Origin of the sequence: Thioalkalivibrio sp. ALR17-21, assembly GCF_000420185.1 — a bacterium.
Classification (GTDB): Bacteria; Pseudomonadota; Gammaproteobacteria; order Ectothiorhodospirales; family Ectothiorhodospiraceae; genus Thioalkalivibrio; species Thioalkalivibrio halophilus.
Map to the genome: position 1 here is coordinate 71,368 of NZ_ATUL01000010.1, position 26,319 is coordinate 97,686.

A 26,319-nucleotide genomic window follows, 5' to 3' on the forward strand; every position below is an offset into this window, starting at 1 on the left:
TCGGGGCCCAAGTTAGCGCATTTTGGCGCGACCGTCGCATCCTGCCGGCGGCGGACCGGTCCGGGCGGACGAACTCAATGCTCGAGGAAGCCGCCGTCCACCAGATGGCGCCGCAGGGCAGCGCGGGCCTCGGTCACGCGCGGCGCGGGCCCCCGCAGCCCCAGCTCCACCTGCGGGGCCCCGTCGCGCATGCGCGGCAAGCAGGAGATGCGCAGGTCGGGGAAGGCCGCTTCCATGGCCTCCAGCACCGGGACCAGGCGGCTCTCGGTCACGCCCTCCAGCGTCAGGCCCTCCTCCACCGAGCCGGCGGAGGCATCGCGGCCCGGAAAGCGCTGGTCCAGTACCCAGCGGATCATCGGCTCGGCCATGTCGGGGAAGCCGGGTACGCAGTGATGACGGGCGCAGGAGAAGCCCGGGATGCCGTTGACCGGGTTGGGGATCAATTCGGCCCCTTCCGGCAGGTCGGCCATGCGCACGCGATGCGGCCGGGCCTCGGCACCGAAGCGCCGCTCCAGCAGTTCGATGAATTCGGGATGAGGCCGCAGCGACAGACCCAGGGCCTCGGCCAGACAGGCGCGGGTGCGGTCATCGGGGGTCGCGCCGATGCCGCCGAAGCTGAACACCTCGGCATCGGTGTCCGCGGTCTCGCGGAAGTTCCGCGTCAGGCGCACGGGATCATCCCCGACGATGCGCAGCCACGCCAGCTCCAGGCCCTTTTCCGCCAGCGCGGCGGTGAGGTTGGCCTGGTGGCGGTCGCGCCGCTTTCCGCTGAGGATCTCGTCGCCGATGATGACCGCGCCGATCTCGATGTTGCGTCCGTCGTGGGGCTCCATCCCGCCCTGCTCTCCCCTGCTGTCACGCCGGTGGCGGCACCGGTCCGTTCAGTTCTCCGCACCCAGTGCCAGGGCACGCTCGCGGGCCGCGGCCCGCTGCTCGGGACTATTGTCCGGATCCCCCAGCCACGGCGCCAGATGCCGCCCGGCGAGTTCGGCCAGGAACTGCAGATGGTCGTCGCGATCGTTGAGCGCGGGGATGTAATGGAAGCGCTCTCCGCCGGCCTCGAGGAAGATCTCGCGGTTCTCGTCGGCGATCTCCTCCAGGGTCTCCAGGCAGTCGGCGGAGAAACCGGGGCAGATCACGTCCACCGAACGCACGCCCTGCCCCGGCAGGGCCTCCATGGTCTTGTCAGTGTAGGGCTGCAGCCACTCCTCGCGGCCGAAGCGCGACTGGAAGGTGACCTGCCACTGGCCCTCTTCCAGACCCAGCGCCTGCGCCAGCTTGTGTCCGGTGGCATGGCACAGGCAGTGGTAGGGGTCGCCGTTGAGCAGATAGCGCTTCGGCACGCCGTGGAACGACATCACCAGGCGATCGGGCTGCCCGTGCTCCTCCCAGTGTTCACGCACGCTGTTGGCCAGCGCCCGGATGTAGCCATCCTCGGCGTCGTAGCTGGCGACGAACTGCAGATCCGGCACCCAGCGCCAGCCCTTCAGCACCTCCGCCACGGCGTCAAAGGTCGAGCCCGTGGTCGAACCGGAATACTGCGGATACAGCGGCAGCACCACGACCCGCCGCACGCCCTGGCGCCGCAGCTCGTCCAGCCCTTCCTCGATCGACGGGTTGCCGTAACGCATGCCCAGCGCCACCGGCACGTCCTCGCCGGTCTGCTCCGCCAGGCGCGCACGCACGCCCGCCGTCTGGCGCCGCCCGATGGCCAGCAGCGGCGAACCTTCGTCGGTCCACACGGTGGCGTATTTCGCCGCGCTGCGCCGCGGGCGCACGTTGAGGATGATCCCGTTGAGGATCAGCCACCAGATCGGCCGTGGCACCTCGACCACCCGCGGGTCCCACAGGAACTGCTTGAGGTAGCGCCGCAGTGCCGGCGCGGTGGGTTCATCGGGGGTCCCCAGGTTGGTGAGCAGCACGCCGGCGTCGCGCGCCTGACCGTGGCGGTAATCCGACTCTCCGAAGTACTTCATGACGTTCCTTAATGGCTGGATCCGGCGATGCATGGGAGTCCCGGCCACCGTCAAAGGTTCGACCGGAACGCATCAGGATAGCGCGTCACCCTCGAGACGTCCCCGCAGCGGGCTGGTCCGCGGGAAATGGGCCTGCAGGAATTCCATCTGGTCGGCCAGAACCCGACGCCCCTTCAGATAGATGTACTCGGCATGCGTGGGCGTGAACGGGATCGCCAGCAGCTGCATGCCGGCCTGCTCGGGCGTGCGGTCGGCCTTGTGGTTGTTGCAGCGCTTGCAGGCGGTGACCACGTTCTTCCACATGTCCTGCCCCTGCTGGCTGACCGGGGTCACATGATCGCGCGACAGCTCGCGGGCGGGGAAATGGCGGCCGCAGTAGAGACACAGGTGGGCGTCGCGCCGGAACAGGGTGGGATTGTTGAGCGGGGGGACGTAGTTATCGCCCTGGCGGGCGCGGGTACCGTGGGTGGCGATGATGGAGTTGACCTCCACCGAGGACTGGCGGCCGGAACGCGCGTTGATGCCGCCGCGCACACGATAAAGCGGTCGGCCGCAGGCGTAGGCCACCTGCTCGCAGTAATAAAGCCGCACGGCCTGTTCCAGGCCGATCCACTCCAGCGGCATCCCGGAGGCATCCGTGCGCAGGACCTGATGCTCGGTCGGTAACATGACCTCGCCCACCCTCAAGGAAACACGGATTTCCTCACGCGGCTCACGGTTCCGGCGACACCCGCGCCCGTGAACAAACCGGTGCTTCCTCGGCACGTTTTCGCACAATAAACGGCGTCGGCGCGCAATACAACGTCCCGCATGAACGCCGCGTGACCACGGCCGCCCCCCTGGCCCGCCGTCGTCCGGCCCTGCACGTCCACAAACAAAACCCCTTCAGGGTTAAGGTATTTGGTCTCGCATCCGGGGATGTGGCGAACTTCGCCCGCCCCGGAGAACCGTGAAGTTCATCACACAAACAGCACAAGATGAACGGGGTTATGCCCCCATGCGATCGCGGCATCGACCCTGCCCTGTGCGTCGAACCCGGACCGCTCCGCCGGGGCACCAACGGAACCAGAAACCGAAAAGAAAGGACACAACATGTGGAATCCCGACAAGATTGATGCGCGACTCTGGAAACTCGGCCTGGCCGCCGTCACCCTGACGCTGGTGGCGGGCTGCGGAGGATCGTCCAGCGGGGATGGAGACGACGACGGGGACATGGAAACCGAGACCAGTTCGCTGTCCGATGACGAGGCCGCGGCCGTTGCCGTCGCCGCCGTGATCGACTACGAGAGCTATGCGGGTGGCGACATGGGGCTGTCCCTGACCGGCGACAACGGGGAGACAGACAGCTCTACAGGGACCACTGGGGCGTTGTCGACCAGCGACAACTCCGACGACGGCATGGATGACCTTGATGAAGCCTGTGGAGACGCCGGGACGATCGAGGAAAAAGAAGAAGACGGTGAAATCGTCTCGATCAAGCTCACGTTCGAAAACTGCACATTCAACCCGGAGGATCTGGAGGACGGGTTCGAGGCCGAAGTATTCCTGAACGGAAGCATGGAGCTTCTGGTCGGTGAGGATAGCGAACGGGAAGGCTTCGAGCACCTGACCGAAGCCTCGTACGATGGATGGGAAACACGAGTCTCTTTCTGGAAGAGCGAGGGTGAAGACGAACTCGTCTATGAAGCGGGATTCGGACTGGACGGTGTGACCGCCAACCACTTCACGGACCCCGCTACTGACCCGTCCCTGCAGATCCTGAACTTCGAAACCGAGTCCCACGCGTTCTGCGACGGCAAGGATTACGACTTCACCGCCGCCTACGACCTGGAGATCCTGTCCACGCCGCGAGACTCGGGAATTGCTGTAGAGAGCAATGGTTCCGTGGACAATGGCGATGAGGTCGTCGAAATCGAGACCTTGGAAGAGGTGTTCAGTGAACCGAGAGAATTATTCCCGCGGGAAGGTGAACTAAACGTCTCTCACGGGGGCGTGGAAACTCACATCGAATTCGTCGAGGGCGGCCTGTACATCAACGGCGACTACCAGACGTGGGACGAGTTCGAAGATGAACTCGCCGAACAGCGAGACACTGCCCCCGCTTACGCGGAATGCTTTGACGAAGACTGACCCCTCAGCGGGCTTGCCGTCCGGTGGACGGCACCATCCCCGGGCCCGGATCGCCAGGACGGCGCTCCGGGCCTTTTCTTTTGCGCGATCCGCCCCGCCCCCTCCGGATGCAGGGGGCCATACAGCCCCGAGCCGTCGCCCCGCCTGCCGGCAGACGCAGGTCCGTATGGAAAACCTCCATTTCCCCTTAAAACGGAGGGGGTAAAACCGTGCTGGCCGCCCTAGCCTGAATACACCGGGCCCCGATACTGCCCCTGGACGACCGGGGGGGGGGAACGCCACTCGGGAGGCCCCGGATGCGAACCAGCGGACGGTTGGCCGCCCGCCGCAGTGAAACGATGGAGGGAATAGTCATGCAACGAAATCAATGGATCATTCAGGCGATTCTGGCCAGTGTGGGCGCCACCATGGCCCTGAGCGGCTGCGGCGGGGGAGGCGGCGGCGGAGGCGGTGACCCCGCCGTCGACGACGATCCGCCCGAAGAGGAAGAGGTCGCGACACAGGACAGCTGGCTCTTCTTCTACAACACCCTGTCGGCAATCCATCCGGACGCCCCCAATAACCGGGTGGTCATCGATGACCAGGCGGCCACACCCTTCGATGATCAGAACCATGCCCCTCCCCTGGCGCTCATTGGAGGGCAATGGACGGGAAGTGACACCGGCCTGGTGGAAAGCCGGGTCAGCCGCATCATTTACTCGGCCACCACCGGGGAGCTCTATCAGGTTGACGCCGACCCGGACACCGACCCTTCCACCGATGGCCGCCAGCAGATGTCCGGGGAAGACATCCCCGCCGACGACTACCTCTGCAACTGGAGTCCCGCGGTGGATTTTGCCAACGAAGAGGACTCGATCATTCTCTACAAGGTCGGAGATGACGCCGCGTGTAACCATCCGGATGACCCCGCCGAGGGTAACTGGAAGGCCTCCAGGATCGACGCCGATGCCAATGATGATCCGCACGATTTCCCCGGTGACCCGACCAAGCCGGTTTACAACGAGGACGGCAGCCTGGATGGCTTCCTCGCGGTAGACGACGACAACGATCTCGTGTTCCTCGACACGGATCTGCAACAGCAGGGAGTTCTTACGGGGGCCAACCCCACGGGCCTGCCCACCAAGGTAACGTTCCCCGGACGCCCGAATCCGGTGATCGTGGACAGCCAGCTGTGCGTGTACCACCATCAGGATCCCGGGACTGCTGGCGACCTCGAATGCACGGGGTTCTATTTCGAGGACAACCAACACGTCCACACGGGCAACCGGACCGGGCACGAGCATGCCCGTGACGGCGACATCCTCTATTTCATCGATGACGATCAACTGTGGCGAGTGGACCTTGCGGCCGACAACCCGGCCCCGGAGTCCAAATTCGGCCCGGTGGACGTCCCGCTCTCAATCGCCGACCTTTACCGGGTCACGGCCACCTCCGACCATGTCGCGTGGACCTTCCCGCTTGATACCGACGGGAACACATTCGCGGACGAGACACGGATCGTGACCCTGGACCGCAATGACAATTACAGCGTCGTTGTCGACGAAACCTACAACACCCCCCTCCCCATGAACGGCCCGCCTATCCTGCGCCGGGCCGGAGACTGGATCTTCTACAACACCGCCGACGACAAGGCCGTGGCCCGCCGGGTGGACGGATCGGACGTGGAAGTCATCGAGGATGCGATGTGGATCGGACTGACGCTCAACCCCCTGGCGACCGAACCCGGTGACAGTCTGGACACGGTCTTCCTCCTGACGGACGTCACGTCCATGACGGAACACGCCGGGGCCACCCTGAAGGCCGTGTCACCGGATGACCCGGACACCACCGTGACCCTGGGGACGTTCGATCAGGACGTACGAACCGTGTCGATGGCCCACTCGCCCCTGGGAGTCGGCAGCCATCGGCTGCTGAGCGTAACCTCGGGCGACCCGAGCGATCCCGATCAGGACGTCTATTTCATCGATCCGGAAAACCCGGACTCGCTGACCCGGGTCACCACGGGCGGTTTCCACATGCCGGTGATGAGCCACTAGACCGCAACGGCCCTCGCCATGCACGGCCCCGCGCGGGCCGTGACCGCCGCCGGCGCCGTGCAGCAAGCGGCCCGGCGGCTTTCCTTTTGCATGTCCGAGCCGCCGGGCCGGCGGTTTATGCGCGCCGGCGATTCCGCTACACTCACGGGCTCGTTTTTCGCCGCGGGGCGCTTTCGGCCCCGCGGGATCCGGTTTTTCCACCACCCGCGAGCGCGGTCGTGCCTCCCTTTGCCATTGGGGCCATCGGGATTGCGGGAACGCACGGCCCGGGGAGAAAGCGCATGGCAATCAGACTAACCGTACCCAAGGAGAGTGCCAGCGGCGAACGCCGTGTCGCACTGGATCCGCTGGTCACCGGCAAATTCGGCCAGCTGGGCGTGAGCGTTCAGGTCGAGAAGGGCGCCGGCGAAGCCGCCGGTTTCCCCGATTCGGCCTACGAGGGCGCCACCCTGCTGGACACCGAGGCTGCCTATTCACAGTCGGACATCATGGTCCGCGTGGCGCCGCCCACGGTCGAAGAGGTCAACCGGCTGCCGGAAGGCTCGACGCTGGTGGGGCTGTTCCACGCCCACCGTCATCCCGAGGTCGTCCGGGCCATGCAGGAGCGGCGCATCCAGAGCTTTGCGATGGAGCTGATCCCGCGCATCTCGCGCGCGCAGAGCATGGACGCGCTATCCTCGCAGGCGGCGGTGGTCGGCTACAAGGGCGCCATCCAGGGCGCCGACCTGGCCTGCCGGTTCTTCCCGATGCTGACCACCGCGGCCGGCACCATCCGCCCGGCCAGGGTGATCGTGATCGGCGCCGGCGTGGCCGGGCTGCAGGCGATCGCCACGGCCAGGCGCCTGGGCGCGATCGTCGAAGCCTACGACGTGCGCTCGGCGACCAAGGAGCAGGTGGAATCGCTGGGCGCGAAGTTCCTCGACCTGGGCGTATCGGCCGAGGGCGAGGGCGGCTACGCCCGCGAGCTGACCGCCGAGGAAAAGAAGCAGCAGCAGGACGCGCTGGGCGAGTACATCGCGCAGGCCGACGTGCTGATCACCACTGCGGCGATCCCGGGCCGCGAGTCACCGAAGCTGGTGCCCGAGGACATGGTCAAGGGCATGAAATCCGGCGCGGTGATCGTCGACCTGGCCTCCGAGGGCGGTGGCAACTGCGTGCTGACGCAGCCGGGCGAGACCGTCACCCAGCACGGCGTGATCATCCACGGCCCGCTCAACGTGCCGTCGCAGGTTCCGCTGCATGCCTCCGAGATGTATGCCAAGAACCTGCTGAATTTCCTGACCCCGATGCTTCCCGAGGGGGAATTCAACCCCGACTGGGAGGACGAGGTCATCGCCCAGAGCGTGCTCACCCGTGACGGCGAGATCGTGCATGCCGCCACCCGTGATGCCATCCAGGGAGCTTCCTCATGATCGAGATCTCAGGTTTCGTAGCACTCTATATCTTCATGCTCGCGGCCTTCACGGGCTACGAGGTGATCTCCAAGGTCCCGGTCATCCTGCACACCCCGCTGATGTCCGGTTCCAACTTCGTCCACGGGATCGTCCTGGTCGGGACCATGGTCGCGCTGGGTCATGCCCAGACGCCGCTGGAACAGGCGATCGGCTTCATCGCCGTCATCCTCGCCGCAGGTAACGCCGCCGGCGGCTACGTGGTCACCGAACGCATGCTGGAGATGTTCAAGTCCAGCAAGGACGACAAGGGAGACAAGGCATGAGTCTGATCATCAACCTCGCCTACTTTGTGGCGGCGGTGCTGTTCATCGTCGGCCTCAAGCAGATGTCGTCGCCGACCACCGCGCGGCCCGGCATCATCTGGGCCGGCGTCGGCATGGTACTGGCCACCGTCGTGACCTTCGCGCATCCGGAGATCTCCGGCGGCGTGAACTACACCCTGATCGTTCTGGGTATCGCCATCGGCGGTGCGCTGGCCTGGTGGAGCGGCAAGAAGGTCCAGATGACCGACATGCCGCAGATGATCGCGCTGTACAACGGCATGGGCGGCGGCGCCGCGGCCGGCATCGGTGCGATCTACCTGCTGCAGGCCACGCCCGAGACGGTGACCACCACGGGTATGGCCATCGCGGTGATCGGCTCGGTCATCGGTTCGGTGGCGTTCTCCGGCTCGCTGGTGGCCTACGCCAAGCTGCAGGGCCTGATGAAGAAGACCCTGAACTTCCCCGGGCAGCAGGTACTGAACCTGGCAATCATCGCCCTGGTGGTCATCCTCGGCTTCGTGATGGCGCTGGGTGACGGCACCATCGGCGGCGGCACGCTGCTGGCATTCTTCATTCTGTCGCTGGCCTTCGGGGTGCTGATGACCCTGCCGATCGGCGGCGCCGACATGCCGGTGGTGATCTCGCTGTACAACGCGCTGACCGGCCTCGCCGTGGGCTTCAAGGGCATCGTGCTGGACAATCCGGCCCTGATGATCGCCGGTATCGTGGTCGGTGCGGCCGGCTCGCTGCTGACGCAGCTGATGGCCAAGGCCATGAACCGGCCGCTGAAGAACATCCTGTTCAGCCAGTTCGGTGGCGGCTCCAGTGCCGCGGAAGAAGAGATCGAAGGCACGATGAAAGAGATCCAGGCCAACGACGCCGGGATCATGATGGCCTATTCCAGCAAGGTGATCATCGTGCCCGGCTACGGCATGGCCGTGGCCCAGGCCCAGCACAAGATCTGGGAGCTGACCGAGCTGCTGCAGAAGCGCGGCGTGGACGTGAAGTTCGCGATCCACCCGGTGGCCGGCCGCATGCCCGGACACATGAACGTGCTGCTGGCCGAGGCCGGCGTGCCCTACGACATCATCTACGACCTCGACGAGATCAACGACGAGTTCAAGACCGCCGATGTCGCGATGGTGATCGGGGCGAACGACGTGGTGAACCCGGTCGCCCGGACCAACCCCGACTCGCCGATCTACGGCATGCCGATCCTCAACGCCGACGAGGCGCACAACGTCATCTGCGTCAAGCGCGGCCGCGGTTCCGGTTTCTCCGGCATCGAGAACCACCTGTTCTATGCCGAGAACAACCGCATGCTGTACGGCGATGGCCAGAAGGTCGCCGCGGAGCTGGTGGCCAGCGTCAAGGCGCTCGGCTGAAGCCCGCGACCGGAGGGCGGCATCGCCGCTCCTCCGGGACGCCCCGGACGGACCCGGAGACCCGGCCCCCTGTGGCCGGGTTTTTTATTCCCGAACGCCCTGCGGGGCTTGCAACTTGTACACAACCCGTGCAGGGGCCGCCTCCGCCCGGGGCCAACGGGGCACTTGCGTGGACCAGCGCTCAAAGAGGCTCACATATAAACGGGAAATTACTGTTTTTTCGGGATTTTCATTGTACTGACCATTTTTTGACCAATCTGTCATCATCCGCGGCAGTACAAGGGCTCAGGAAGTTTCCCCCCGCTTCTTCCACAGAGTTATCCACAGGTTCTGTGGAAAACCTCGCGCCACCAACGGACTCGGGAAGCGCGGCCACGTCGCGTACACTGACCCCATGCCCGACACCCCCGCATCCGCGCCGTCCATCGTCCGGGTGGCCATCGACCGCCCGCTGGACCGCCTGTTCGACTATCGCACGCCGCCGGATCGCGACGTGCGGCCCGGCATGCGCGTGCGAATCCCGTTCGGCCCCACCCGCCTGACCGGGGTGGTGATGGAAGCGGGGGTCACCAGCGAGATGGAACCCGAGCGTCTGCGTGCGGTCAGCGAAGTGCTGGACGCCACCCCGATCCTCCCCGACTCGCTGCGTGAACTGCTCGGCTTCGGTGGCCGGTACTACCACCATCCGATCGGCGAGGTGGTGCTGGGGGCCCTGCCACCCGCCCTGCGTCGCGGCCGGCCACTTCCGGAAGCCGCCACGCCCGAACCGCTGTGGGCGGTAACCGAGCAGGGACACCACGCCCTGGCCGACGGCGCCGTACGCGGCGAACGCCAGCGCGCGATCGTCGCGGCGCTGGCCGACCCCGACAGCGCCCCCGGCGGTCGCCTCGATCGTCCGACCCTCGCCGGCATCCTCGGCCGCCGACCCGCCCCGCGCGAACTGGAGCGCCTCGCCGAACGCGGCTGGCTGGAGTGCCGCCCCCCGGAACATCCGACAGACGTCCCGCCGGAGGCCGATAGCGCGGCGGCGCGACCGCTGACCCCCGAACAGCAGGCCGCGGTAGACGCGCTCACGCCCGGCGAAGCCCAACCCCTGCTGCTGGAGGGGGTGACCGGGTCCGGCAAGACCGAGGTCTACCTGCGCATGGCGGAACGGGTGGTCGCGCGTGGCGAGCAGGTCCTGGTGCTGATCCCCGAAATCGCCCTGACCCCGCAGCTGGCAGCCCGTATCCAGGCGCGCTTCCCCGGCCGCGTCGCGCTGCTGCACTCCGGCCTGGCCGAGGGCGAACGGCTGCGGGCCTGGGCCAGCGCGGCCCGCGGCGAGGCCCGGGTGGTGGTGGGCACCCGTTCGGCGCTGTTCACGCCGCTGCCCGAACCCGGCCTGATCGTGGTCGACGAGGAGCACGACGCCGCGTTCAAACAACAGGACGGCTTTCGCTACAACGCCCGCGACCTCGCGATCAAGCGCGGCCAGCTGGAGGCCATCCCGGTGGTGCTGGGCTCGGCCACGCCGACCCTGGAGACCCTGCAGGCTGCCCGCCAGGGCCGGTACACCCACTGCCCGCTCCGCACCCGCCCCGACGGCACCGCCCCGCCGCGGATCGAGGCCGTGGACACCCGGGTGCACACCCCCGACGAGGGGCTGACCTCGCCGCTGCTGGACGCCATGCAGGCCACCCTCGCCGGCGGTCAGCAATGCTTCGTCCTGCTCAACCGCCGCGGCTATGCCCGCACGCTGGCCTGCGATCACTGCGGCTGGGTCGCCGATTGCCGCCACTGCGACGCCCGCCTGACCATCCATGCCGGCCAGCCGCGGGCAATCTGCCACCTGTGCGGGCACCACGAACCGGTCCCCGACCGCTGCCCGGACTGCGGCGCCGAGCTGGCCCGCCGCGGGCTCGGCACCCAGCGCCTGGAACAGGCCCTGGCGCGACACTTCCCGCAGACCCCGCTGATCCGGCTGGACCGCGACAGCATCCGCCACAAGGGGGCGCTGGAGGACGCGCTGGAGCGCATCCGCTCGCTGGACGCGGCGATCGTGGTCGGCACCCAGATGCTGGCCAAGGGCCACGACTTCCCGCGCGTGGGCCTGGTGGGCGTAGTGGACGTCGACCAGGGCCTGTACTCGGTGGACCTGCGCGCCGCCGAACACACCCTGCAGCTGATCGTGCAGGCTGCCGGGCGCGCCGGACGCGGCGAAGCCGGCGGACGGGTGCTGCTGCAGACCGGGCACCCGGAGCATCCGCTGATCCGCGGTCTGGACGCCGCGGACTACACCGCCATGGTGCGTCCCCTGCTGGACGAACGCGCGGAGAGCGGCTTCCCGCCATTCGGTCATCTGGCCCTGGTGCGGGTGGAGGCCGAGGACGCGAACACCGCGGAGACCCGCGCCGGGGAGGTGGCCGCGCCACTGCGCCGCGCGGCCGCGTCCGGCGTGCGCGTCCTGGGTCCCGCCCCGGCCCCGCGCCACCGCGTGAACCGGCGCTACCGCGAGCAGATCCTGGTGCAGTCCGGCGACCGCCGTGCCCTGCACGCGACCCTGCACCAGGCGCGCCGGGCCTGGGAGGGGCTGACCCTGCCGCGCGAGGTGCGCATCGCGCTCGACGTGGATCCGGTCAGTCTCGCCTGAAGCCGTCCGTTCGCCTTTCTGTTCGCATCACCCCGTCGTTCGCCTGCAAGCAGGCGAACAGGGCGGCATCGAGGGTCCCGACGGGTTAGAATACGCGTTTTGCCAGCACGGACCCGCGACCCTTGAAAGACACCCTGACCCAGGCCCTGGAAACCGCCCTCGCAACCCTCGTCGCCGACGGCCGCGTGCCGGCCGATCATGGCGTGTCGGTGGAGGTCAGCCGCGCGCGCGACCGCGAGCACGGCGACTTCGCCAGTAACCTCGCCATGCAGCTGGCCAAACCCGCGCGCAGCAAGCCGCGCGACCTGGCCGAGGCGCTCGCCGCCGCGCTGCCCGAGGTCCCCGGCCTGGCCAGCACCGAGATCGCCGGTCCCGGCTTCATCAACTTCCGCCTGGCCGCCGATGCGCGCACGCAGGTGCTGGGGCACATCGCGGAACAGGCCGGCGATTTCGGCCGCTCGAACGCCGGCGGCGGACGCCCGGTGCAGGTGGAATTCGTCTCCGCCAACCCCACCGGGCCGCTGCACGTGGGCCATGGCCGCGGGGCGGCGTTCGGTGCGACGGTCGCCGACCTGCTGGACTTCTCCGGCTACGACGTCACCCGCGAGTACTACGTCAACGACGCCGGGCGGCAGATGAACATCCTCGCGGTGAGCGTGTGGATGCGCTATCTGGAGCGCCACGGCGTGGAACTCCCGTTCCCGGCCAACGGCTACCGGGGGGATTACATCTACCCCGTCGCCGATGCCCTGACCCGGCACATCGGCGACCGCGGCGTGCATCCGGCCGCGGACGTCACCCGTGACCTGCCGCCCGACGAGCCCGACGGCGGCGACAAGGAGACCTACATCGACGCGCTGGTGACGCGCGCGCGGGACCTTCTGGGCGAGGCCCTGTGGGACGAATTCTTCGAGGGCGGCCTGAACGCCATCCTTGAGGACATCCGCGACGACCTGCGCGAGTTCGGGGTGGAATACCAGTGCTGGTTCTCCGAACGCAGCCTGGCCGACTCCGGCGCGATCGACGCCGCGGTGGAGGACCTGCAGGCGCGTGGCGCACTGTATGAACAGGACGGCGCGCTGTGGTTTCGCTCCAGCGACTACGGCGACGACAAGGACCGCGTGGTGCGCCGCGATAACGGCGACTACACCTACTTCGCCTCGGACATCGCCTACCACCGCGAGAAGTTCCAGCGCGGCTTCGAGCGCGTGATCAACATCTGGGGCGCCGACCACCACGGCTACGTCCCGCGCGTGCGCGCCGCGCTGCAGGCCCTGGGCCTGGAGGCCGAGCGCCTGGACGTGCTGCTGGTGCAGTTCGCGATCCTCTATCGCGGGGGCGAGCGCCTGCCGATGTCCACCCGCGCCGGGCAGTTCGTGACCCTGCGCGAACTGCGCGACGAGGTCGGGTCGGACGCCGCGCGCTTCTTCTACGTGCAGCGCCGCTGCGACCAGCACCTGGACTTCGACCTCGACCTGGCCAAGTCGCAGTCGAACGACAACCCGATGTACTACATCCAGTACGCCCACGCGCGCATCGCCAGCGTGCTGCGCACCGCGGGCGAACGCGGCCACCGGGCCGCGGCGGCACAGGCCGACGGCCTCGCCGAACGTCTCGTCGAGCCGCACGAGGACGAGCTGCTGGACCGCCTGGACCGCTTCCCCGAAGTGGTCGCGGCCGCCGCGCAGGCCTGCGAGCCGCACCAGATCGCCCAGTACCTGCGCGAACTGGCCGGCGGTTTCCACACCTATTACAACGCCGTGCCGTTCCTCAACGCCGGTGACGACGAGCTGATCCGGGCCCGACTGGCGCTGGTGACCGGCATCAAGCAGGTGCTGGGCAACGGCCTGCGCCTGCTGGGCGTGCACGCCCCGGAGCAGATGTAACCCCATGGCCCAGGCCCGCAAGGTACGCCGCAAGCCGGCACAAAAGAAAGAACGCGGTCCGCTGCCCGGCTGGATCTGGCTGCTGGCCGGCCTGCTGATCGGGCTGGGCGTGGCCGCAGTGCTGTACCTCCAGGGGGCGGATCGCCCCGACAGCCTGAGCGACTGGCTGAGCGAACGCGATCGCCCCGCGGCCGAACCGCGCCCGGAACCCGTGCCCGACCCCGCTTCCGAACCCGAGCCCGAGCGCGAGGAACCGCGCTTTCGCTATTACGAACTCCTGCCCGAGGACGAAGTGACGGTGCCCGATACGCCGGCCCGCGACGATGCGGATACGGCCGCCCCGCCCGCGCCGCTGGATGCACCGGATGCCGACGGGCCCGTGGTGCTGCAGACCGGCTCGTTCCGGCGCCCCGAGCAGGCCGACGAGATGCGTGCCCGCCTGACCCTGCTGGGCCTGTCTCCCGAAGTGCGGGAAGCCGAGATCGACGGCGACACCTGGTACCGCGTGTACCTCGGGCCGTACAGCGATCCGGACCGCACCCGCGAAGTCCTGGAACGGCTGCGCTCGGAAGGCATCGAGGCCCTGCGCCTGCGCGACCGGGGCTGACCATGGAGACCGGGGAGAGCGCCGCGCCGGATCTCGACGCGCTGTCCGCCGAAGTCGACGGTCTCCAGCGCATTGCCGAACGGCGCGACCTGCAGGACCTGCTCCGCCGCGCGCGACGCCGGCGCGACCGTGGCCAGGCGTTCGACCGCCTGGCCCGCAACCTGCAGCAGCGCCTCGCGACCGAACAGCAACGCGAGGCCGCGGCCGAGGCGCGTCGGCCGCAGCCGGTGTATACCGGGGATCTACCGGTGCACGCGGAACGCGACCGGATCATCGAGGCGATCCGCACCCACTCCGTGATCGTGCTCTCCGGCGAGACCGGCTCCGGCAAGACCACCCAGCTGCCCAAGCTGTGCCTGGAGGCCGGACGCGGTCGCGGCGGGCTGATCGGCCACACCCAGCCGCGGCGCATCGCCGCGCGCTCGGTGGCCGCACGCATCGCCGAGGAGCTGGGCACCCCGCTGGGCGAGGAGTCCGGCGCCGCGGTGGGCTGCAAGGTCCGCTTCTCCGACCGCACCGGGCCGGACAACTTCGTCCGCCTGATGACCGACGGCATGCTGCTGGCCGAGATGGCCCACGACCCCGAGCTGCTCGCCTACGACACCGTCATCGTCGACGAGGCCCACGAACGCAGCCTCAACATCGACTTCCTGATGGGGGTCCTGCAGCGCCTGGTGCGCAAACGTCCGGAGCTTCGGGTAATCATCACCTCGGCCACCCTGGACCCGGAACGCCTGTCGCGCTTCTTCGACGACGCCCCGATGATCGACGTGCCCGGGCGCACCTATCCGGTCGAGCTGCGCTACCGCCCGCTGGAAGCGGACACCGCGGACGCGGGCGAGGACGATGACGGCGGCGAACGCGACCTGTTCACCGGCATCCGCGACGCGGTGCGCGAATGCCGCCGCGCCGGCCCCGGCGACATCCTGGTGTTCCTGCCGGGCGAACGCGAGATCCGCGATGCCCACCGCGCCCTGCGCGGCGAAGAGTCCGCGCCCGACACCGAGGTCCTGCCGCTGTACGCGCGGCTGTCGGCGCGCGAGCAGTCACGGGTGTTCCAGGCGCACTCGGGCCGGCGCATCGTGCTCGCCACCAACGTCGCCGAGACCGCACTGACGGTGCCCGGCATCCGCTACGTGATCGACTCCGGGCTGGCCCGGGTGTCGCGCTATTCGTGGCGCACGCGGGTGCAGCGGCTGAGCCTCGAACCGGTATCGCAGGCCGCCTGCGACCAGCGCGCCGGCCGCTGCGGACGCCTCGGGCCGGGGGTCTGCATCCGCCTGTTCTCCGAGGAGGACTACCAGCAGCGCCCGGCCTTCACCGACCCGGAGATTCAGCGCTCCAACCTCGCCTCGGTGATCCTGCAGATGGCTGCGCTGAAACTGGGCGACCCGCGGCGCTTCCCGTTCGTCGACCCGCCGGATTCGCGCCTGATCAAGGACGGCTACCGCCTGCTGGAGGAACTGGGGGCGGTGGATGCCGGCCATCGCCTGCAGGAGCGCGGCCGCCAGCTCTCGCGCATGCCGGTGGATCCGCGTCACGGGGCCATGCTGCTGGCCGGCGCGGACCATGGCTGCGTGACCGAGACCGCCACCATCGCCGCGTTCCTGTCCCTGCAGGACCCGCGCGAGCGCCCCGCCGACGCCACGCAGGCGGCCGACACCGCGCATGCCGAGTTCCGCGTCGAGGGCTCCGACTTCATGGGCATGCTGCGGCTGTGGCAGGCCTGGCACGACGCGCGCGAGGCACGCGGCTCGAACGCCCTGAAGCGCTGGTGCCGCGAGCACTTCCTCAACTTCATGCGCATGCGCGAATGGCAGGAGCTGCGCAGCCAGCTGCTGCGCCTGGCGCGCGACATGGAACTGCACCCGGGCCGCGCGACGGCCGAACCCGCGTCCGTCAAACCCGAGGCGGTGCACCGCGCCCTGCTCAGCGGGCTGGTCAGCCAGATCGGGCAGAAGACCGAACGCGGCGACTATCTCGGCGCGCGCAACCGCCGCTTCCAGATCCATCCGGGCTCGGTGCTGGCGAAGAAAAAGCCCAACTGGGTGGTCAGCGCGGAGATCGCCGAGACCACCCGGGTGTACGCCCGCGAGAACGCGCGCATCGAACCCGACTGGCTCCTGGAGGTGGCGCCGCACCTGCTGCGCCATCATATCTTCGAGCCCCATTTCCAGCGCCGGAGCGGGCGCGTGGGCGCCTACGACCGCATCACCCTCTACGGTCTGGTGGTCGCGGCGAAAAAGCCGGTGGACTTCGCCCGCCACGACCCCGAGGAGGCCCGGCGCATCTTCATCCGCGAGGGGCTGGTCGGCGGCCAGCTGCGCACCCGCTCGCGCGGCGTGCGCGCCAACCGCGAGGCGGTGGCCGCGATCACCGAGGAGGAGGCCCGCGGCCGGCGTCGCGACCTGCTGGCCGAGGAGGACCGGCTGTTCGAGTTCTACGCCGCGCGCATCCCGGAGGACGTGCGTGACGGTCCGTCGTTCGAACGCTGGGTGCGCAAACGCGAGCAGAAGGACCCCGACTGCCTGCGCATCGACCCCGCCGAGCTGCGCAACGAACCCGAAGAGTCCCTGCCGCAGGGCGCCTACCCCGATCACCTCGAACTGGAGGGCCTGCGCCTGCCGCTGCACTACCGCTTCGAACCCGGGCAGGAAGACGACGGGGTGACCGTGGACGTCCCCGTGGCCGCACTCAACGCGGTGCCGGACTGGCTGGGTGACTGGCTGGTGCCGGGCCTGCTGGAGGAGCGGGTCACGGCACTGCTGAAGAGCCTGCCCAAGAGCCTGCGGCGCCAGTTCGTGCCGGCGCCGGACTTCGCCCGCGCCGCGCTGGCGCGGCTGGAGCACCGCCAGGGCCCGCTGCTGCCGGCGCTGGCGGAAGAACTGGAGCGCATGACCGGCACCGCCATCCCGCCCGATGCCTGGCGCCCGGACACGCTCGAACCGCACCTGATCCTGCGCTTTCGCATCCTCGACCCGGAGGGGAAAGAGCTGACCGCCGGGCGCGACCTGCCGGCGCTCAAGGCCGAACTCGGCGGCACCGCGGAGGCCACCTTCGACCCCGGCCCGACGAGCGGCCCCCAGCGCGAGAGCATCACCGAATGGGACTTCGGCGCATTGCCGGAGAGCGTGGAACAGGAACACCAGGGCGCCCGCATGCGCGCCTTCCCGGTGCTGGTCGACCGCGGCGACAGCGTGTCGCTGGAACTGGAACCCGATCCGGCCGCGGCCGAACGCCGCCATCGCGCCGGGCTGCGCCGGCTGTTCCTGCTGGCCCTGCGCCCGGCGGTGCGCGATCTCAAGCGCCAGCTGCCGGACATGGACCGCGCCAGCCTGCACTACGCCACGCTGGGACAAGGCCGGGGTGAAGGCATTGCCCTGCGCGACCAGGTACTGGAGGCGGCGGCCGACCGGGTGTTCCTCGCCGACGCCCCGGACCACTGGCCGCGCGATGCCGAGGCCTTCGCCCGGCGACTGGAAGCCGGGCGCGGCGAACTGGGTCCGGCCGCGACCGAACTGGCCCGCCTGGCGGCCGACATCCTCGCCCGCTGGCACGACCTGCGCAGCCGGCTGCACGGTGATCTGCCGCTGTCCTGGATCGAGGCGGCGCGCGACATCCGCGATCAGCTCGACGCCCTGGTGCCGCCGGATTTCCTGCTGAGCACCCCGCCCGACGTGCTGCCCGAGTTCCCGCGCTACCTGCAGGGCATCGAGCGGCGCCTGGAGCGCCTGACCCGGGCCCCGGACAAGGACCGCGCCGGCCGGGTGGCGGTGGAACCACTGTGGCAGAAGGCCCGCGACCTGCTCGAGCGCCGCCCCGACGACCCCGATGTCCTGGCCTTTCGCTACCGCATCGAGGAGTTCCGCGTATCGCAGTTCGCCCAGGAGCTGGGCACCCGCGAAAAGGTCTCGGCACAGCGCCTGGAACGCGAGTACGACACGCTGATCAAACGCTTTGCCGGATCTTTGTAGGCAACGGGAGGGGAGCGCATGCATGTGGTGGTCATCGGAGCCGGCGTGATGGGGGTCACCACCGCGTGGTATCTGCGCGAGGCCGGGCTCGATGTCACCCTCCTGGATGCCGCGACCGAACCGGCGGCCGGCGCCAGCCATGCCAACGGCGGCATGCTGCACGCCAGCCATGCCGAGCCCTGGAACACCCCCGGCGTCGGGCTCGATCTGCTGCGCTATCTGGGGCGCGAGGACTCCCCGCTGCTGATGCGCCCGCGCGCCCTGCCGGGACTGGCCGGCTGGGGCCTGCGTTTTCTGTGGCACAGCCGGCGTTTGGCCTTCCAGCGGCACTCCCGCGTCAATGCCCGGCTGGCCGCCTTCTCCCTGCGCGAGACCCGGCGCCTGAATCGGGAACTGGCCGGCTCCGGCCTGAACTTCGACTTCCGCGAATCCGGCATCCTCAAGATCTTCCGCGACCCGCAGAGCCAGGCCCGCAACCGGCATGCGGCCGAGGCCATGCAGGACGAGGGCGTGCGGTTCGAGGCCTGGGACACCGAGCAGGTGATCAACCGCGAACCGGCGCTGGCCGGGGTGCGCGACGAACTCTGCGGCGGGCTGTATTTCCCGGATGATGCCATCGGGGATGCGCGCCGCTTCACCACCGGACTGCTCGAGCTGGCGCAGGACCGCGGCCTGCGCTACCGGCCCGCGACACGCGTGCAGCGGCTACGCACGTTCCAGGGGCGAATCGACGCGATCGAGACCGATGAGGGACCCATCGCGGCCGATGCCTGCGTAGTCGCGAGCGGACACGAAGCCCCGGCGCTGCTGCGCCCGCTCGGGCTGCACCTGCCGGTGGCCCCGGTGAAGGGCTATTCCCTGAGCCTGCCGATGGATGCCGAACGGCGGCTGAACCTGCCGCTGATCGACGACGCCAACAAGGTGGTCATGACCCCGCTGGGCGATCAGCTGCGGCTGGCCGGCACCGCCGAGTTCGCCGGCACCGACGCGCGCATGGAACCCCGACGCGCAGCCAACGTGCTGGCCCAGTGCCGGCACACGCTGACCACGCTGCCGGCGGAGCTCGACCGCGAGACCATGGCCCCGTGGGCCGGGCTGCGCCCGATGAGCGATCGCGGTACGCCGATTCTGGGGCCCACGGCGGTACCGGGCCTGCATCTCAACACCGGCGCCGGGCATCTCGGCTGGACCTTTGCCTGCGGCGCGGCGGCACTGGTGCGCGACGGCCTGCTGGGGCGGGCGCCCGAGGCCTCGCTGGAAGACTTCCGGCTCTGAGCCGGGCGCGCCGGTCTCAGTCGCCGACCGGGGCGAACACCAGCCGCAGTCGCGCGCCACCCAGCTCCGGCGCCCGCTCGATCTCCAGCTGACCGCCATGGTCGCTGACCAGGGTATGGATGATGCTCAGTCCCAGCCCCTGCCCCGCCGCCTGTCCGTGCACATCTTCACGCGTGTCGGCCCGCTGGCCGCGTTCGAGGACCCGCTCGCGATCGGCCGGGTCGATCCCGGGTCCGTCGTCATCCACCGTCAGCACGGTTTCCCGCCCATCGCAGTGTGTGGTGATCCGCACCCGCGAGCGGGCGTGGCGCACCGCGTTGTCCAGCAGATTCCCCAGCAGTTCGAGCATCGCGCCCGAATCCATGCGCAGGGCACAGCCCTCCGCCAGATCGGTCTCCAGCGACACCCCCTGGTGCTCCGCCAGCCGCCGCAGGGCGCGGCAGGTGCGCTCGATCACCGGGGCCAGCGGCTCGGGCGTCTGGAACGGCACCGGGCCCACCCGCTGGGCCTGGTTGAGCTGGTGCTGGACCATCGCCTGCAGGCGGTCGACCTGGCGCCGCAGGTCCTCGTGATCGGGGGCGTGTCCTTCCAGATTCAGGCGCAGCGAGGCGATCGGCGTCTTGAGACTGTGGGCAAGATCCGCCAGTGCGTTCTGCTGGCGCACCAGGCGCTCGCGCTCGAAGTCGATCAGGTCGTTGATGGAGCCGGTCAGCGCCCCGATCTCGCGCGGATACGGTCCCTCCAGATGCACCCGGTCACCATGGCGCAGGGCGTCCAGCTCCGCGCGCACCCTGCGCAGCGGCCGCAGGCCCCAGAACCACAACGCCAGGATCAGGGCCACGATCAGCGACAGGGTCATGGTCAGCAGGCCCTGCCACAGACTGTAGCGGTAGCTCTCAACCTGCTCGTCGAATGCGCTGCGATCCTCCAGCATCTGGAACACCAGCGGCACCGATTCGCCATCCAGCTGCCAGCGCACCGTCATGCTGTAGGCAAAGTATTCTTCACGCGTCCAGTCATTCAGTTCGGTGGCCACCGCCGACGGCGAACGCCAGACGGTATCGCCGGCAGGCCCGAGGATGCGCGCATACAACCCGCCGCCGGGCAGCTGCAGCCGGCTCTCCGGCAGCATCTGCGGCACCCGCACGTCGTCTTCCGCGAGCACCTCGACCATGCCCATCAGCAGCAGCACCTGCGCCTCCAGCCGGGTTTCGGCCGCATCCGCGGCATTGTCGCGAAAGGCGGTTTCCAGCACCCATGCAGTCAGCACCGAAAACAGCAGCACCACCGCCACCGCCACCAGCCCCATGCGCAGGAGCAACGGCGCGCGGGCGGCGCGATCGGCCAGGGAACGCTCGGCAAGGGCCATGGACGGGCGTGACGTAACCGTTCAGGCGTCGGCCGAAGCGGCGTCGGGCTGCAGGGCGAAACGATAACCGCGGCCGCGCAGGGTCTCGATCACGCCCAGCCCGCCGTCCGGGTCCAGCTTGCGCCGCAGGCGCCCGATCAGCACCTCGATCACGTTGCTCTCGCGGTCATCGTCGTGCTCGTAGAGATAGTCGGCCAGGGCGTCCTTGCTCAGCACCCGCCCGGGCTGGCGGGCCAGATGCAGCAGCAGGCGGTACTCGAAGGTGGTCAGGCTGACGCCCTCGCCGTTCAGCCACACGGCATCGGAGGCAGTGTCGATCACCAGCGGGCCAAAGCGCAGCGCCTCATGACCCGACTGCAGGCTGCGGCGTGCCAGCGCGCGCAGGCGCGCCACCAGTTCCTCCACATGGAAGGGTTTGGTCAGGTAATCGTCGGCGCCCGCCTCCAGACCCTCGACCTTGTCCTGCCAGCGGTCACGGGCGGTCAGCACCAGGATCGGCAGCCGCGGCTTGTGTTCGCGGGTCCGGCGGATCACGTCCAGGCCGTCCATCCCGGGCAGACCCAGGTCCACCACGGCAATGTCGCAGTTGTATTCGGCCAGCAGATACAGCCCGGTGTCGCCATCGGCGGCGGTGTCCACCCGGCAGCCCGATTCCTGCAGCTCTCCGGCCAGCTGGCCGCGCAGCGCCGAATCATCCTCCACCAGCACGATTCGCAGGTTCATCGCTGCACCTCCGTGCCCTGTTCGATCCGCAGCGTCCGGACCTCCTGATTCTCGGTCAGGATACGCACCACGAAGACCCGTACGCTGCCCTCGCCGTCATTTTCCCGGGCCGAAAGGATCCGCCCGGGATACAGCGCCTCCACCTGTTCGACCGCCTCGTCCAGCGTCCACACCGGGTTGCGATCCGCCCCGTCCTCGCGCGCACCGGCGCCCCCCGCCAGCAACAGGATCAGAAGGAACACCACGGGGGCAAGACGGGACATTCGGATTCCCCACACACTGGACAACATCAACAATCTCTCCCTGACTGAGTTCGACGGACGGTTGCAGTGCCAAGGGTATCCGCCTAGCCTGAACCGCATCTGAAATCCGCATGCGACACAGCCGAGCCACCATGTCCGAACCCAGCGATCTTCCCGTCGAACCACCGGCCGACCCCGAGGCCGAAATCCCCATCGAGGAGGAGGCCGGGCCCATCCGCTGGAGCGAGCTGATGCCCCATTTCGCCCGCGGTGTCGTGATTCGCGTGGCCCCCGAACTGGACCTGATCGAGGTGGCCCGCGCCTTCCGTGACGATGCCACCCACGAGGTCAGCGCCTGGCTGGCCAGCGGCCAGGTGGCGCGCGCCTCCGACGAGGACGCCCGCCGCTGGACCGAGGCCGATCCGGTGTTCACCGCCATCGTGGCCGCACCGTGGGTGCTGGCCCAGGAGCGGACGACGGCGCATTAGGCGGGTCGGCCCTGATCGGCCGGAGGGCCGGCCTCCTACCCCCGGACCGCAGGAGGCCAGCCCTCTGGCCGATTGGGTTACCCCGCGGCCGATCCCGCGCGTTCAGCCACCGAGGGCCTCGGGGTCGAACCTCACCGCAATGCCCTCCTCGTGCACGCGCACGACCTGGGCACGGACCTTCGGCGGCTCGTCACCGTCCCCCAGCAGGCCGAACACCTGCAGCATCAGCTCGTCGTCCGACTCGAGCTCCAGCAACCCCCTGAGATCCGGTTTCTGCCCCTCCTCCCAGCGCAGGAAGGCCCCGCCACCGGAGATGTCATTGGTGGTCAGGGTCACCGGCTCGCCATCGCCCGCCGATACCACCACGTTGACCGTCATCGGTATCCGCGGATGACGTCGCCGCTCCTCGATCATGGTTCCATCCCCTTGCTGTCTTAGAAAACGCTAATCGAAAACGATTTTTTTTTGTGCTATACCGTCGAGGCAATGATCGACCCAAGGCGAGATCATGCGCAAGGCCGGGCATGAACCCGGCCGCGCCAATGAAGAGCCCGGATCGTCACACCGGGCCGGAGGATGAAGGCAGCGCATCACGGCTGTCGCCGCTAAAACAGCAAACCTTCAAGACGGAGGAGTCCGTAACAATGAAGAAATCGCGTCTTACTTTCGCGGGGCTGGTCGGGGCCGTGGCCCTTGCCATTCCGTTCGCTCAGGCCACGGCCGGCGACGAAATCACGCGTGGACAGCTGATGGCCGACACCTGCGTGAACTGCCACAGCGCCGCGTCCGCCGAGGCCGGGGGTGCCCCGGATCTCAGTAACTATCCCTCCAGCCTCATTGTCAGCCAGATGAAGGCGTTCCGCGATGGCGAACGCCCGGCCACGGTCATGGACCGTCACGCCACCGGCTACACCGATGAGGAAATCGAGGCCCTGGCCGCGTACTTCGGTCAGTGAACGGCCCAGAACACAAGAGAGGGAGAGACATCATGCAGGAATTTTCCCGCCGTAATTTCATCAAGGTCGTCGGCGCGGGGAGCGCCGTGGCCCTGACCGGCATCGGCTGTGCGCCGCACAAGACGCGTGCCCCCGAAAAGGCCCATGTCGTCGTGGTCGGTGGTGGCTCCGGTGGCGCCACCGCTGCGAAGTACCTGAAAAAGTATTCGCCGGAACTCAACGTCACCCTGGTCGAGCCCAACGCCCGCTATTACACCTGCTATGGCAGTAACTGGGTGCTGGGCGGCATCGTCGACATGGACTTCATCGAACAGACCTACGGCGCGCTGGAAAGCCGCCACGGGGTCCGTGTCGTGCAGGATCGCGTGACCGCGGTGGACGCCGACGGCCGCAACGTCCGTCTCGCCAGTGGCGAGACCCTGCAGTACGACAAGCTGGTCATGTCCCCGGGCATCGACTTCCGCTATGACCGCACCGAGGGCATCAGCGAGGCCGACGCCGAGCGCATCCCGCACGCCTGGAAGGCCGGTGACCAGACCCGCATCCTGCGCCAGCAGCTGGAAGACATGCCCAATGGCGGCACGTTCGTGATGGTGGCCCCGCCGAACCCGTTCCGCTGCCCGCCCGGGCCGTACGAGCGCGTGTCGCTGATCGCGAACTACTTCAAGCAGGAGAAGCCCCGTTCCAAGATCATCATCCTTGACCAGAAGGACGGCTTCTCCAAGCAGGGCCTGTTCGAGGAAGGCTGGGAACAGGAATACGGCGACATGATCGAATGGCGCCCCGCCTCGGACGGCGGTCTGGTCGAGGAGATCGACGTCCGCAACATGACCGCGGTGACCGAAGCCGGTTTCGAACGGGTCGAGGCCGACGTGATGAACTTCATCCCGGCCCAGCACGCCAACCAGGTCATGCACGACGCCGGACTCACCAACGCGGAGGGCTGGTGCCCGGTGCGTCAAGACACCTTCAGGTCCGAACATGACGACAACATCTATGTGCTGGGCGACGCCTCCGTGGCCGGTGCGATGCCGAAGTCGGGCCACTCCGCCAACACCCAGGGCAAGATGGTCGCCGCGGCGATCAGCCACGAACTGGCCGGCCGCGACCCGGTCACCCCGACCGCGGTAAACACCTGCTACAGCCTGGTCACGCCGGACTACGGCATCAGCGTGGCGGCGGTGTACCAGTTCAAGGACGGCCAGATGGCCGGCGTGGAAGGCGCCGGTGGTGTCAGCCCGACGGGTGCATCCAGCCGCTTCCGCGAGCAGGAAGCTCAGTACACCCGCGGCTGGTACGCCGGCATTACCGCGGACATCTGGGGCTGACCGAAGCCTTTAGCCTCATCACACGAACGGGATGGACCCTGTTGACGGCGCCCTCCGGGGCGCCGTTTTTTTGCGCCCCCTCCCGCCACCGCGCCTTCCTCAGGCGTTCAGATCGGGGATCAGGCGGCTGCGCAGCCGCGCAATGGTGTCCTTGAGCTGAAGCTTGCGCTTCTTCAGTCGGCGGATCTCGAGAAAATCCGGGGACGGCCCGGCGTGCATGGCGGCGATCGCCGAATCCAGCGCCCGGTGCTCCGCCTCCAGTTCCGTCAGTCGTGCGCGTATCTCGCTGTCGTATTCCACGTCCGCTCCCCGGGATCCAACGGGATCCAACGCCTCGCGTATCATCCCAGACCAGCCCGGTCAGGGCCACAGGCCCGCTCACCCGCGAACCCGGAGACCGGAACATGGCCGTACGCAACACGTCGCTGTCCATCCCCACGCCACGCGGAGTCCGGCTGAGCGGCGTCCTGGTGGAACCCGAGGGGCCACCGCGCGGCAAGGCCTGCATCGCGCACTGCTTTGCCTGTTCCAAGGACTTCCCCGCCACCGTGCGCCTGGCCCGCGCGCTGGCCGAGGAGGGCTACGCCACCCTGCGCTTCGATTTCGCCGGACTGGGTGAATCCGAAGGGGCGTTCGCAGAGTCCACCCTCCAGACCGGCCGCGAAGACCTGGAAGCGGCGCTGGACACCCTCGCCGCGCATCACCCGGACACGGAGCCCACCCTGCTGCTCGGCCACAGTTTCGGCGGAGCGCTGGCCATTCTCGTCGCTCCCGAACGCCCGGAGGTCGACGCCGTGGTCACCATCGCCGCCCCCAGCCGTCCCGGACACGTGCGTCACCTGTTCCAGGACCACGCAGAGGAGATCGCGCGCGAGGGGCACGCCCGCCTGATCATCGGGGGCCGTCCGGTCACCATCGGCCGCGCGCTGCTGGAGTCCATCGAGGAGCCCACGCTGGAAACGGCGCTGGCACAGCTCAACCGGCCGATCCTGCTGCTGCACGCCCCCGGAGATACCGTGGTCAACGTCGACCACGCCGGTTATATCTTCCGCATGGCGCAGCACCCGCGCAGCTTCGTCGCCCTCAACCGCGTCGACCACCTGCTCTCGCGCCCCGAACACACCCGCTACGTCGCCGGCCTGATCCGCGCCTGGTCCGCCAACCTGACTGATTGACGCATCCACCGCCGGATCGCGCAGGGGGCTGCGCTCCTACGAGACCTCCCCCGGCCGTAGGAGGCCAGCCCTCTGGCCGATCGGGCCAGCCCCGGCGCCGGATCGCGCAGGGGGCTGCGCTCCTACGGGGGCCACCCCGGGCCGCAGGAGGCCAGCCCTCTGGCCGATCGGGCCAGCCCCGCACCGGATCGCGCAGGGGGCTGCGCTCCTACGGGGGCCGCCCCGGGCCGCAGGAGGCCAGCCCTCTGGCCGATCGGGGCTACCAGTAGCTCTCGGTGGTGAGATGCCCCGGCTTGCGCCGGCGGTTCTTCTCCAAACCCCGTTCGCGCAGCATCGACTGGGTTTCGGAGACCATGTCGGGGTTGCCGCAAAGCATCACCTGGGAGTGCTCCGGCGCAAAATCGATCCCCGCCTGCGCCTCCA

The 26,319-nt window shown here is 68.7% G+C and carries 22 protein-coding genes and 1 pseudogene; 14 read left to right on the forward strand and 9 right to left on the reverse strand.

The genetic code is table 11. The annotated features are described in order from the left end of the window. Nucleotides 1–74: 74 nt before the first annotated feature. From G020_RS0107215 to G020_RS0107225, 3 genes are all read right to left on the reverse strand, one after another. Nucleotides 75–833 (reverse strand): molybdopterin-binding protein, encoded by a 759-nt coding sequence (locus G020_RS0107215; RefSeq protein WP_018946755.1) that lies wholly within the window; start codon nucleotides 831–833, stop codon nucleotides 75–77. Nucleotides 834–881: 48 nt separating this feature from the next. Beyond that, complete coding sequence (hemH, locus tag G020_RS0107220) at nucleotides 882–1,976, reverse strand: ferrochelatase (protein WP_024329124.1); 1,095 nt, start codon at nucleotides 1,974–1,976, stop codon at nucleotides 882–884. Between the two features lie 72 nt (nucleotides 1,977–2,048). Beyond that, nucleotides 2,049–2,645 carry an HNH endonuclease gene (locus tag G020_RS0107225; RefSeq protein WP_019021709.1) on the reverse strand — a complete coding sequence of 199 codons (597 nt, stop codon included), beginning with the start codon at nucleotides 2,643–2,645 and terminating at the stop codon, nucleotides 2,049–2,051. 423 nt (nucleotides 2,646–3,068) lie between these two features. Here G020_RS0107225 and G020_RS0107230 point away from each other — a divergent pair, with 423 nt between their 5' ends. From G020_RS0107230 to G020_RS0107275, 10 genes are all read left to right on the forward strand, one after another. Next, nucleotides 3,069–4,106 (forward strand): hypothetical protein, encoded by a 1,038-nt coding sequence (locus G020_RS0107230; RefSeq protein ID WP_024329125.1) that lies wholly within the window; start codon nucleotides 3,069–3,071, stop codon nucleotides 4,104–4,106. Nucleotides 4,107–4,459: 353 nt separating this feature from the next. After that, entirely contained in the window at nucleotides 4,460–6,142 is a 1,683-nt protein-coding gene (locus tag G020_RS0107235) for a hypothetical protein (RefSeq protein ID WP_024329126.1), read from the forward strand. A gap of 281 nt (nucleotides 6,143–6,423) precedes the next feature. After that, nucleotides 6,424–7,554, forward strand: a complete 1,131-nt coding sequence (locus G020_RS0107240; protein WP_018946752.1) for an NAD(P) transhydrogenase subunit alpha — start codon at nucleotides 6,424–6,426, stop codon at nucleotides 7,552–7,554. Next, nucleotides 7,551–7,859 (forward strand): NAD(P) transhydrogenase subunit alpha, encoded by a 309-nt coding sequence (locus G020_RS0107245; RefSeq protein ID WP_018935870.1) that lies wholly within the window; start codon nucleotides 7,551–7,553, stop codon nucleotides 7,857–7,859. Before G020_RS0107240 ends, G020_RS0107245 begins: the two co-directional genes overlap by 4 nt. After that, entirely contained in the window at nucleotides 7,856–9,244 is a 1,389-nt protein-coding gene (locus G020_RS0107250) for an NAD(P)(+) transhydrogenase (Re/Si-specific) subunit beta (RefSeq protein ID WP_018946751.1), read from the forward strand. The genes G020_RS0107245 and G020_RS0107250 overlap by 4 nt, the downstream gene beginning before the upstream one ends. Before the next feature lie 394 nt (nucleotides 9,245–9,638). Beyond that, nucleotides 9,639–11,873 carry a primosomal protein N' gene (locus tag G020_RS0107255; RefSeq protein ID WP_024329128.1) on the forward strand — a complete coding sequence of 745 codons (2,235 nt, stop codon included), beginning with the start codon at nucleotides 9,639–9,641 and terminating at the stop codon, nucleotides 11,871–11,873. Nucleotides 11,874–11,995: 122 nt separating this feature from the next. Next, entirely contained in the window at nucleotides 11,996–13,759 is a 1,764-nt protein-coding gene (gene argS / locus G020_RS0107260) for an arginine--tRNA ligase (RefSeq protein WP_024329129.1), read from the forward strand. Nucleotides 13,760–13,763: 4 nt separating this feature from the next. Then, nucleotides 13,764–14,366: an SPOR domain-containing protein gene (locus tag G020_RS0107265; RefSeq protein WP_018946748.1), complete on the forward strand. Its 603-nt coding sequence runs from the start codon at nucleotides 13,764–13,766 to the stop codon at nucleotides 14,364–14,366. Between the two features lie 2 nt (nucleotides 14,367–14,368). Further along, entirely contained in the window at nucleotides 14,369–18,340 is a 3,972-nt protein-coding gene (gene hrpA, locus G020_RS0107270; RefSeq protein WP_024329130.1) for an ATP-dependent RNA helicase HrpA, read from the forward strand. Nucleotides 18,341–18,358: 18 nt separating this feature from the next. Continuing rightward, nucleotides 18,359–19,615, forward strand: coding sequence for an FAD-dependent oxidoreductase (locus tag G020_RS0107275; RefSeq protein ID WP_024329131.1), 1,257 nt, complete (start codon nucleotides 18,359–18,361; stop codon nucleotides 19,613–19,615). 16 nt (nucleotides 19,616–19,631) lie between these two features. Here the strand turns inward: G020_RS0107275 and G020_RS0107280 are convergent, their stop codons facing one another. From G020_RS0107280 to G020_RS0107290, 3 genes are read right to left on the reverse strand one after another with little or no spacing between them, the layout of a single operon-like run. Next, nucleotides 19,632–20,984: a HAMP domain-containing sensor histidine kinase gene (locus G020_RS0107280; RefSeq protein WP_024329132.1), complete on the reverse strand. Its 1,353-nt coding sequence runs from the start codon at nucleotides 20,982–20,984 to the stop codon at nucleotides 19,632–19,634. A gap of 21 nt (nucleotides 20,985–21,005) precedes the next feature. Continuing rightward, nucleotides 21,006–21,707, reverse strand: a complete 702-nt coding sequence (locus tag G020_RS0107285) for a response regulator transcription factor (RefSeq protein WP_018946744.1) — start codon at nucleotides 21,705–21,707, stop codon at nucleotides 21,006–21,008. After that, nucleotides 21,704–21,970 carry a hypothetical protein gene (locus G020_RS0107290; RefSeq protein WP_018869252.1) on the reverse strand — a complete coding sequence of 89 codons (267 nt, stop codon included), beginning with the start codon at nucleotides 21,968–21,970 and terminating at the stop codon, nucleotides 21,704–21,706. Before G020_RS0107290 ends, G020_RS0107285 begins: the two co-directional genes overlap by 4 nt. Nucleotides 21,971–22,101: 131 nt before the next feature. On the opposite strand from G020_RS0107290, the gene G020_RS0107295 reads away from it, so the two are divergent. Further along, a complete protein-coding gene (locus G020_RS0107295; RefSeq protein WP_018869251.1) occupies nucleotides 22,102–22,437 on the forward strand; it encodes a DUF2288 domain-containing protein in 336 nt (111 codons plus the stop codon). Between the two features lie 102 nt (nucleotides 22,438–22,539). Here the strand turns inward: G020_RS0107295 and G020_RS0107300 are convergent, their stop codons facing one another. Next, nucleotides 22,540–22,851: a PilZ domain-containing protein gene (locus tag G020_RS0107300; RefSeq protein ID WP_024329133.1), complete on the reverse strand. Its 312-nt coding sequence runs from the start codon at nucleotides 22,849–22,851 to the stop codon at nucleotides 22,540–22,542. A gap of 230 nt (nucleotides 22,852–23,081) precedes the next feature. On the opposite strand from G020_RS0107300, the gene G020_RS0107305 reads away from it, so the two are divergent. Both G020_RS0107305 and G020_RS0107310 read left to right on the forward strand, forming a co-directional pair. Next, nucleotides 23,082–23,393, forward strand: a complete 312-nt coding sequence (locus tag G020_RS0107305; RefSeq protein WP_018869249.1) for a c-type cytochrome — start codon at nucleotides 23,082–23,084, stop codon at nucleotides 23,391–23,393. A gap of 32 nt (nucleotides 23,394–23,425) precedes the next feature. Beyond that, on the forward strand, nucleotides 23,426–24,721 hold the full coding sequence (locus G020_RS0107310) for an NAD(P)/FAD-dependent oxidoreductase (RefSeq protein WP_024329134.1): 1,296 nt from the start codon (nucleotides 23,426–23,428) through the stop codon (nucleotides 24,719–24,721). 99 nt (nucleotides 24,722–24,820) lie between these two features. On the opposite strand, the gene G020_RS0107315 is transcribed toward G020_RS0107310, so the two are convergent. Continuing rightward, a complete protein-coding gene (locus G020_RS0107315; RefSeq protein ID WP_018869247.1) occupies nucleotides 24,821–25,021 on the reverse strand; it encodes a YdcH family protein in 201 nt (66 codons plus the stop codon). 104 nt (nucleotides 25,022–25,125) lie between these two features. Here G020_RS0107315 and G020_RS0107320 point away from each other — a divergent pair, with 104 nt between their 5' ends. Beyond that, nucleotides 25,126–25,896 (forward strand): S9 family peptidase, encoded by a 771-nt coding sequence (locus tag G020_RS0107320; RefSeq protein WP_024329135.1) that lies wholly within the window; start codon nucleotides 25,126–25,128, stop codon nucleotides 25,894–25,896. 259 nt (nucleotides 25,897–26,155) lie between these two features. Here the strand turns inward: G020_RS0107320 and G020_RS0107325 are convergent. Next, nucleotides 26,156–26,319, reverse strand: a pseudogene (locus G020_RS0107325) (ferredoxin--NADP(+) reductase); the annotation flags it as partial.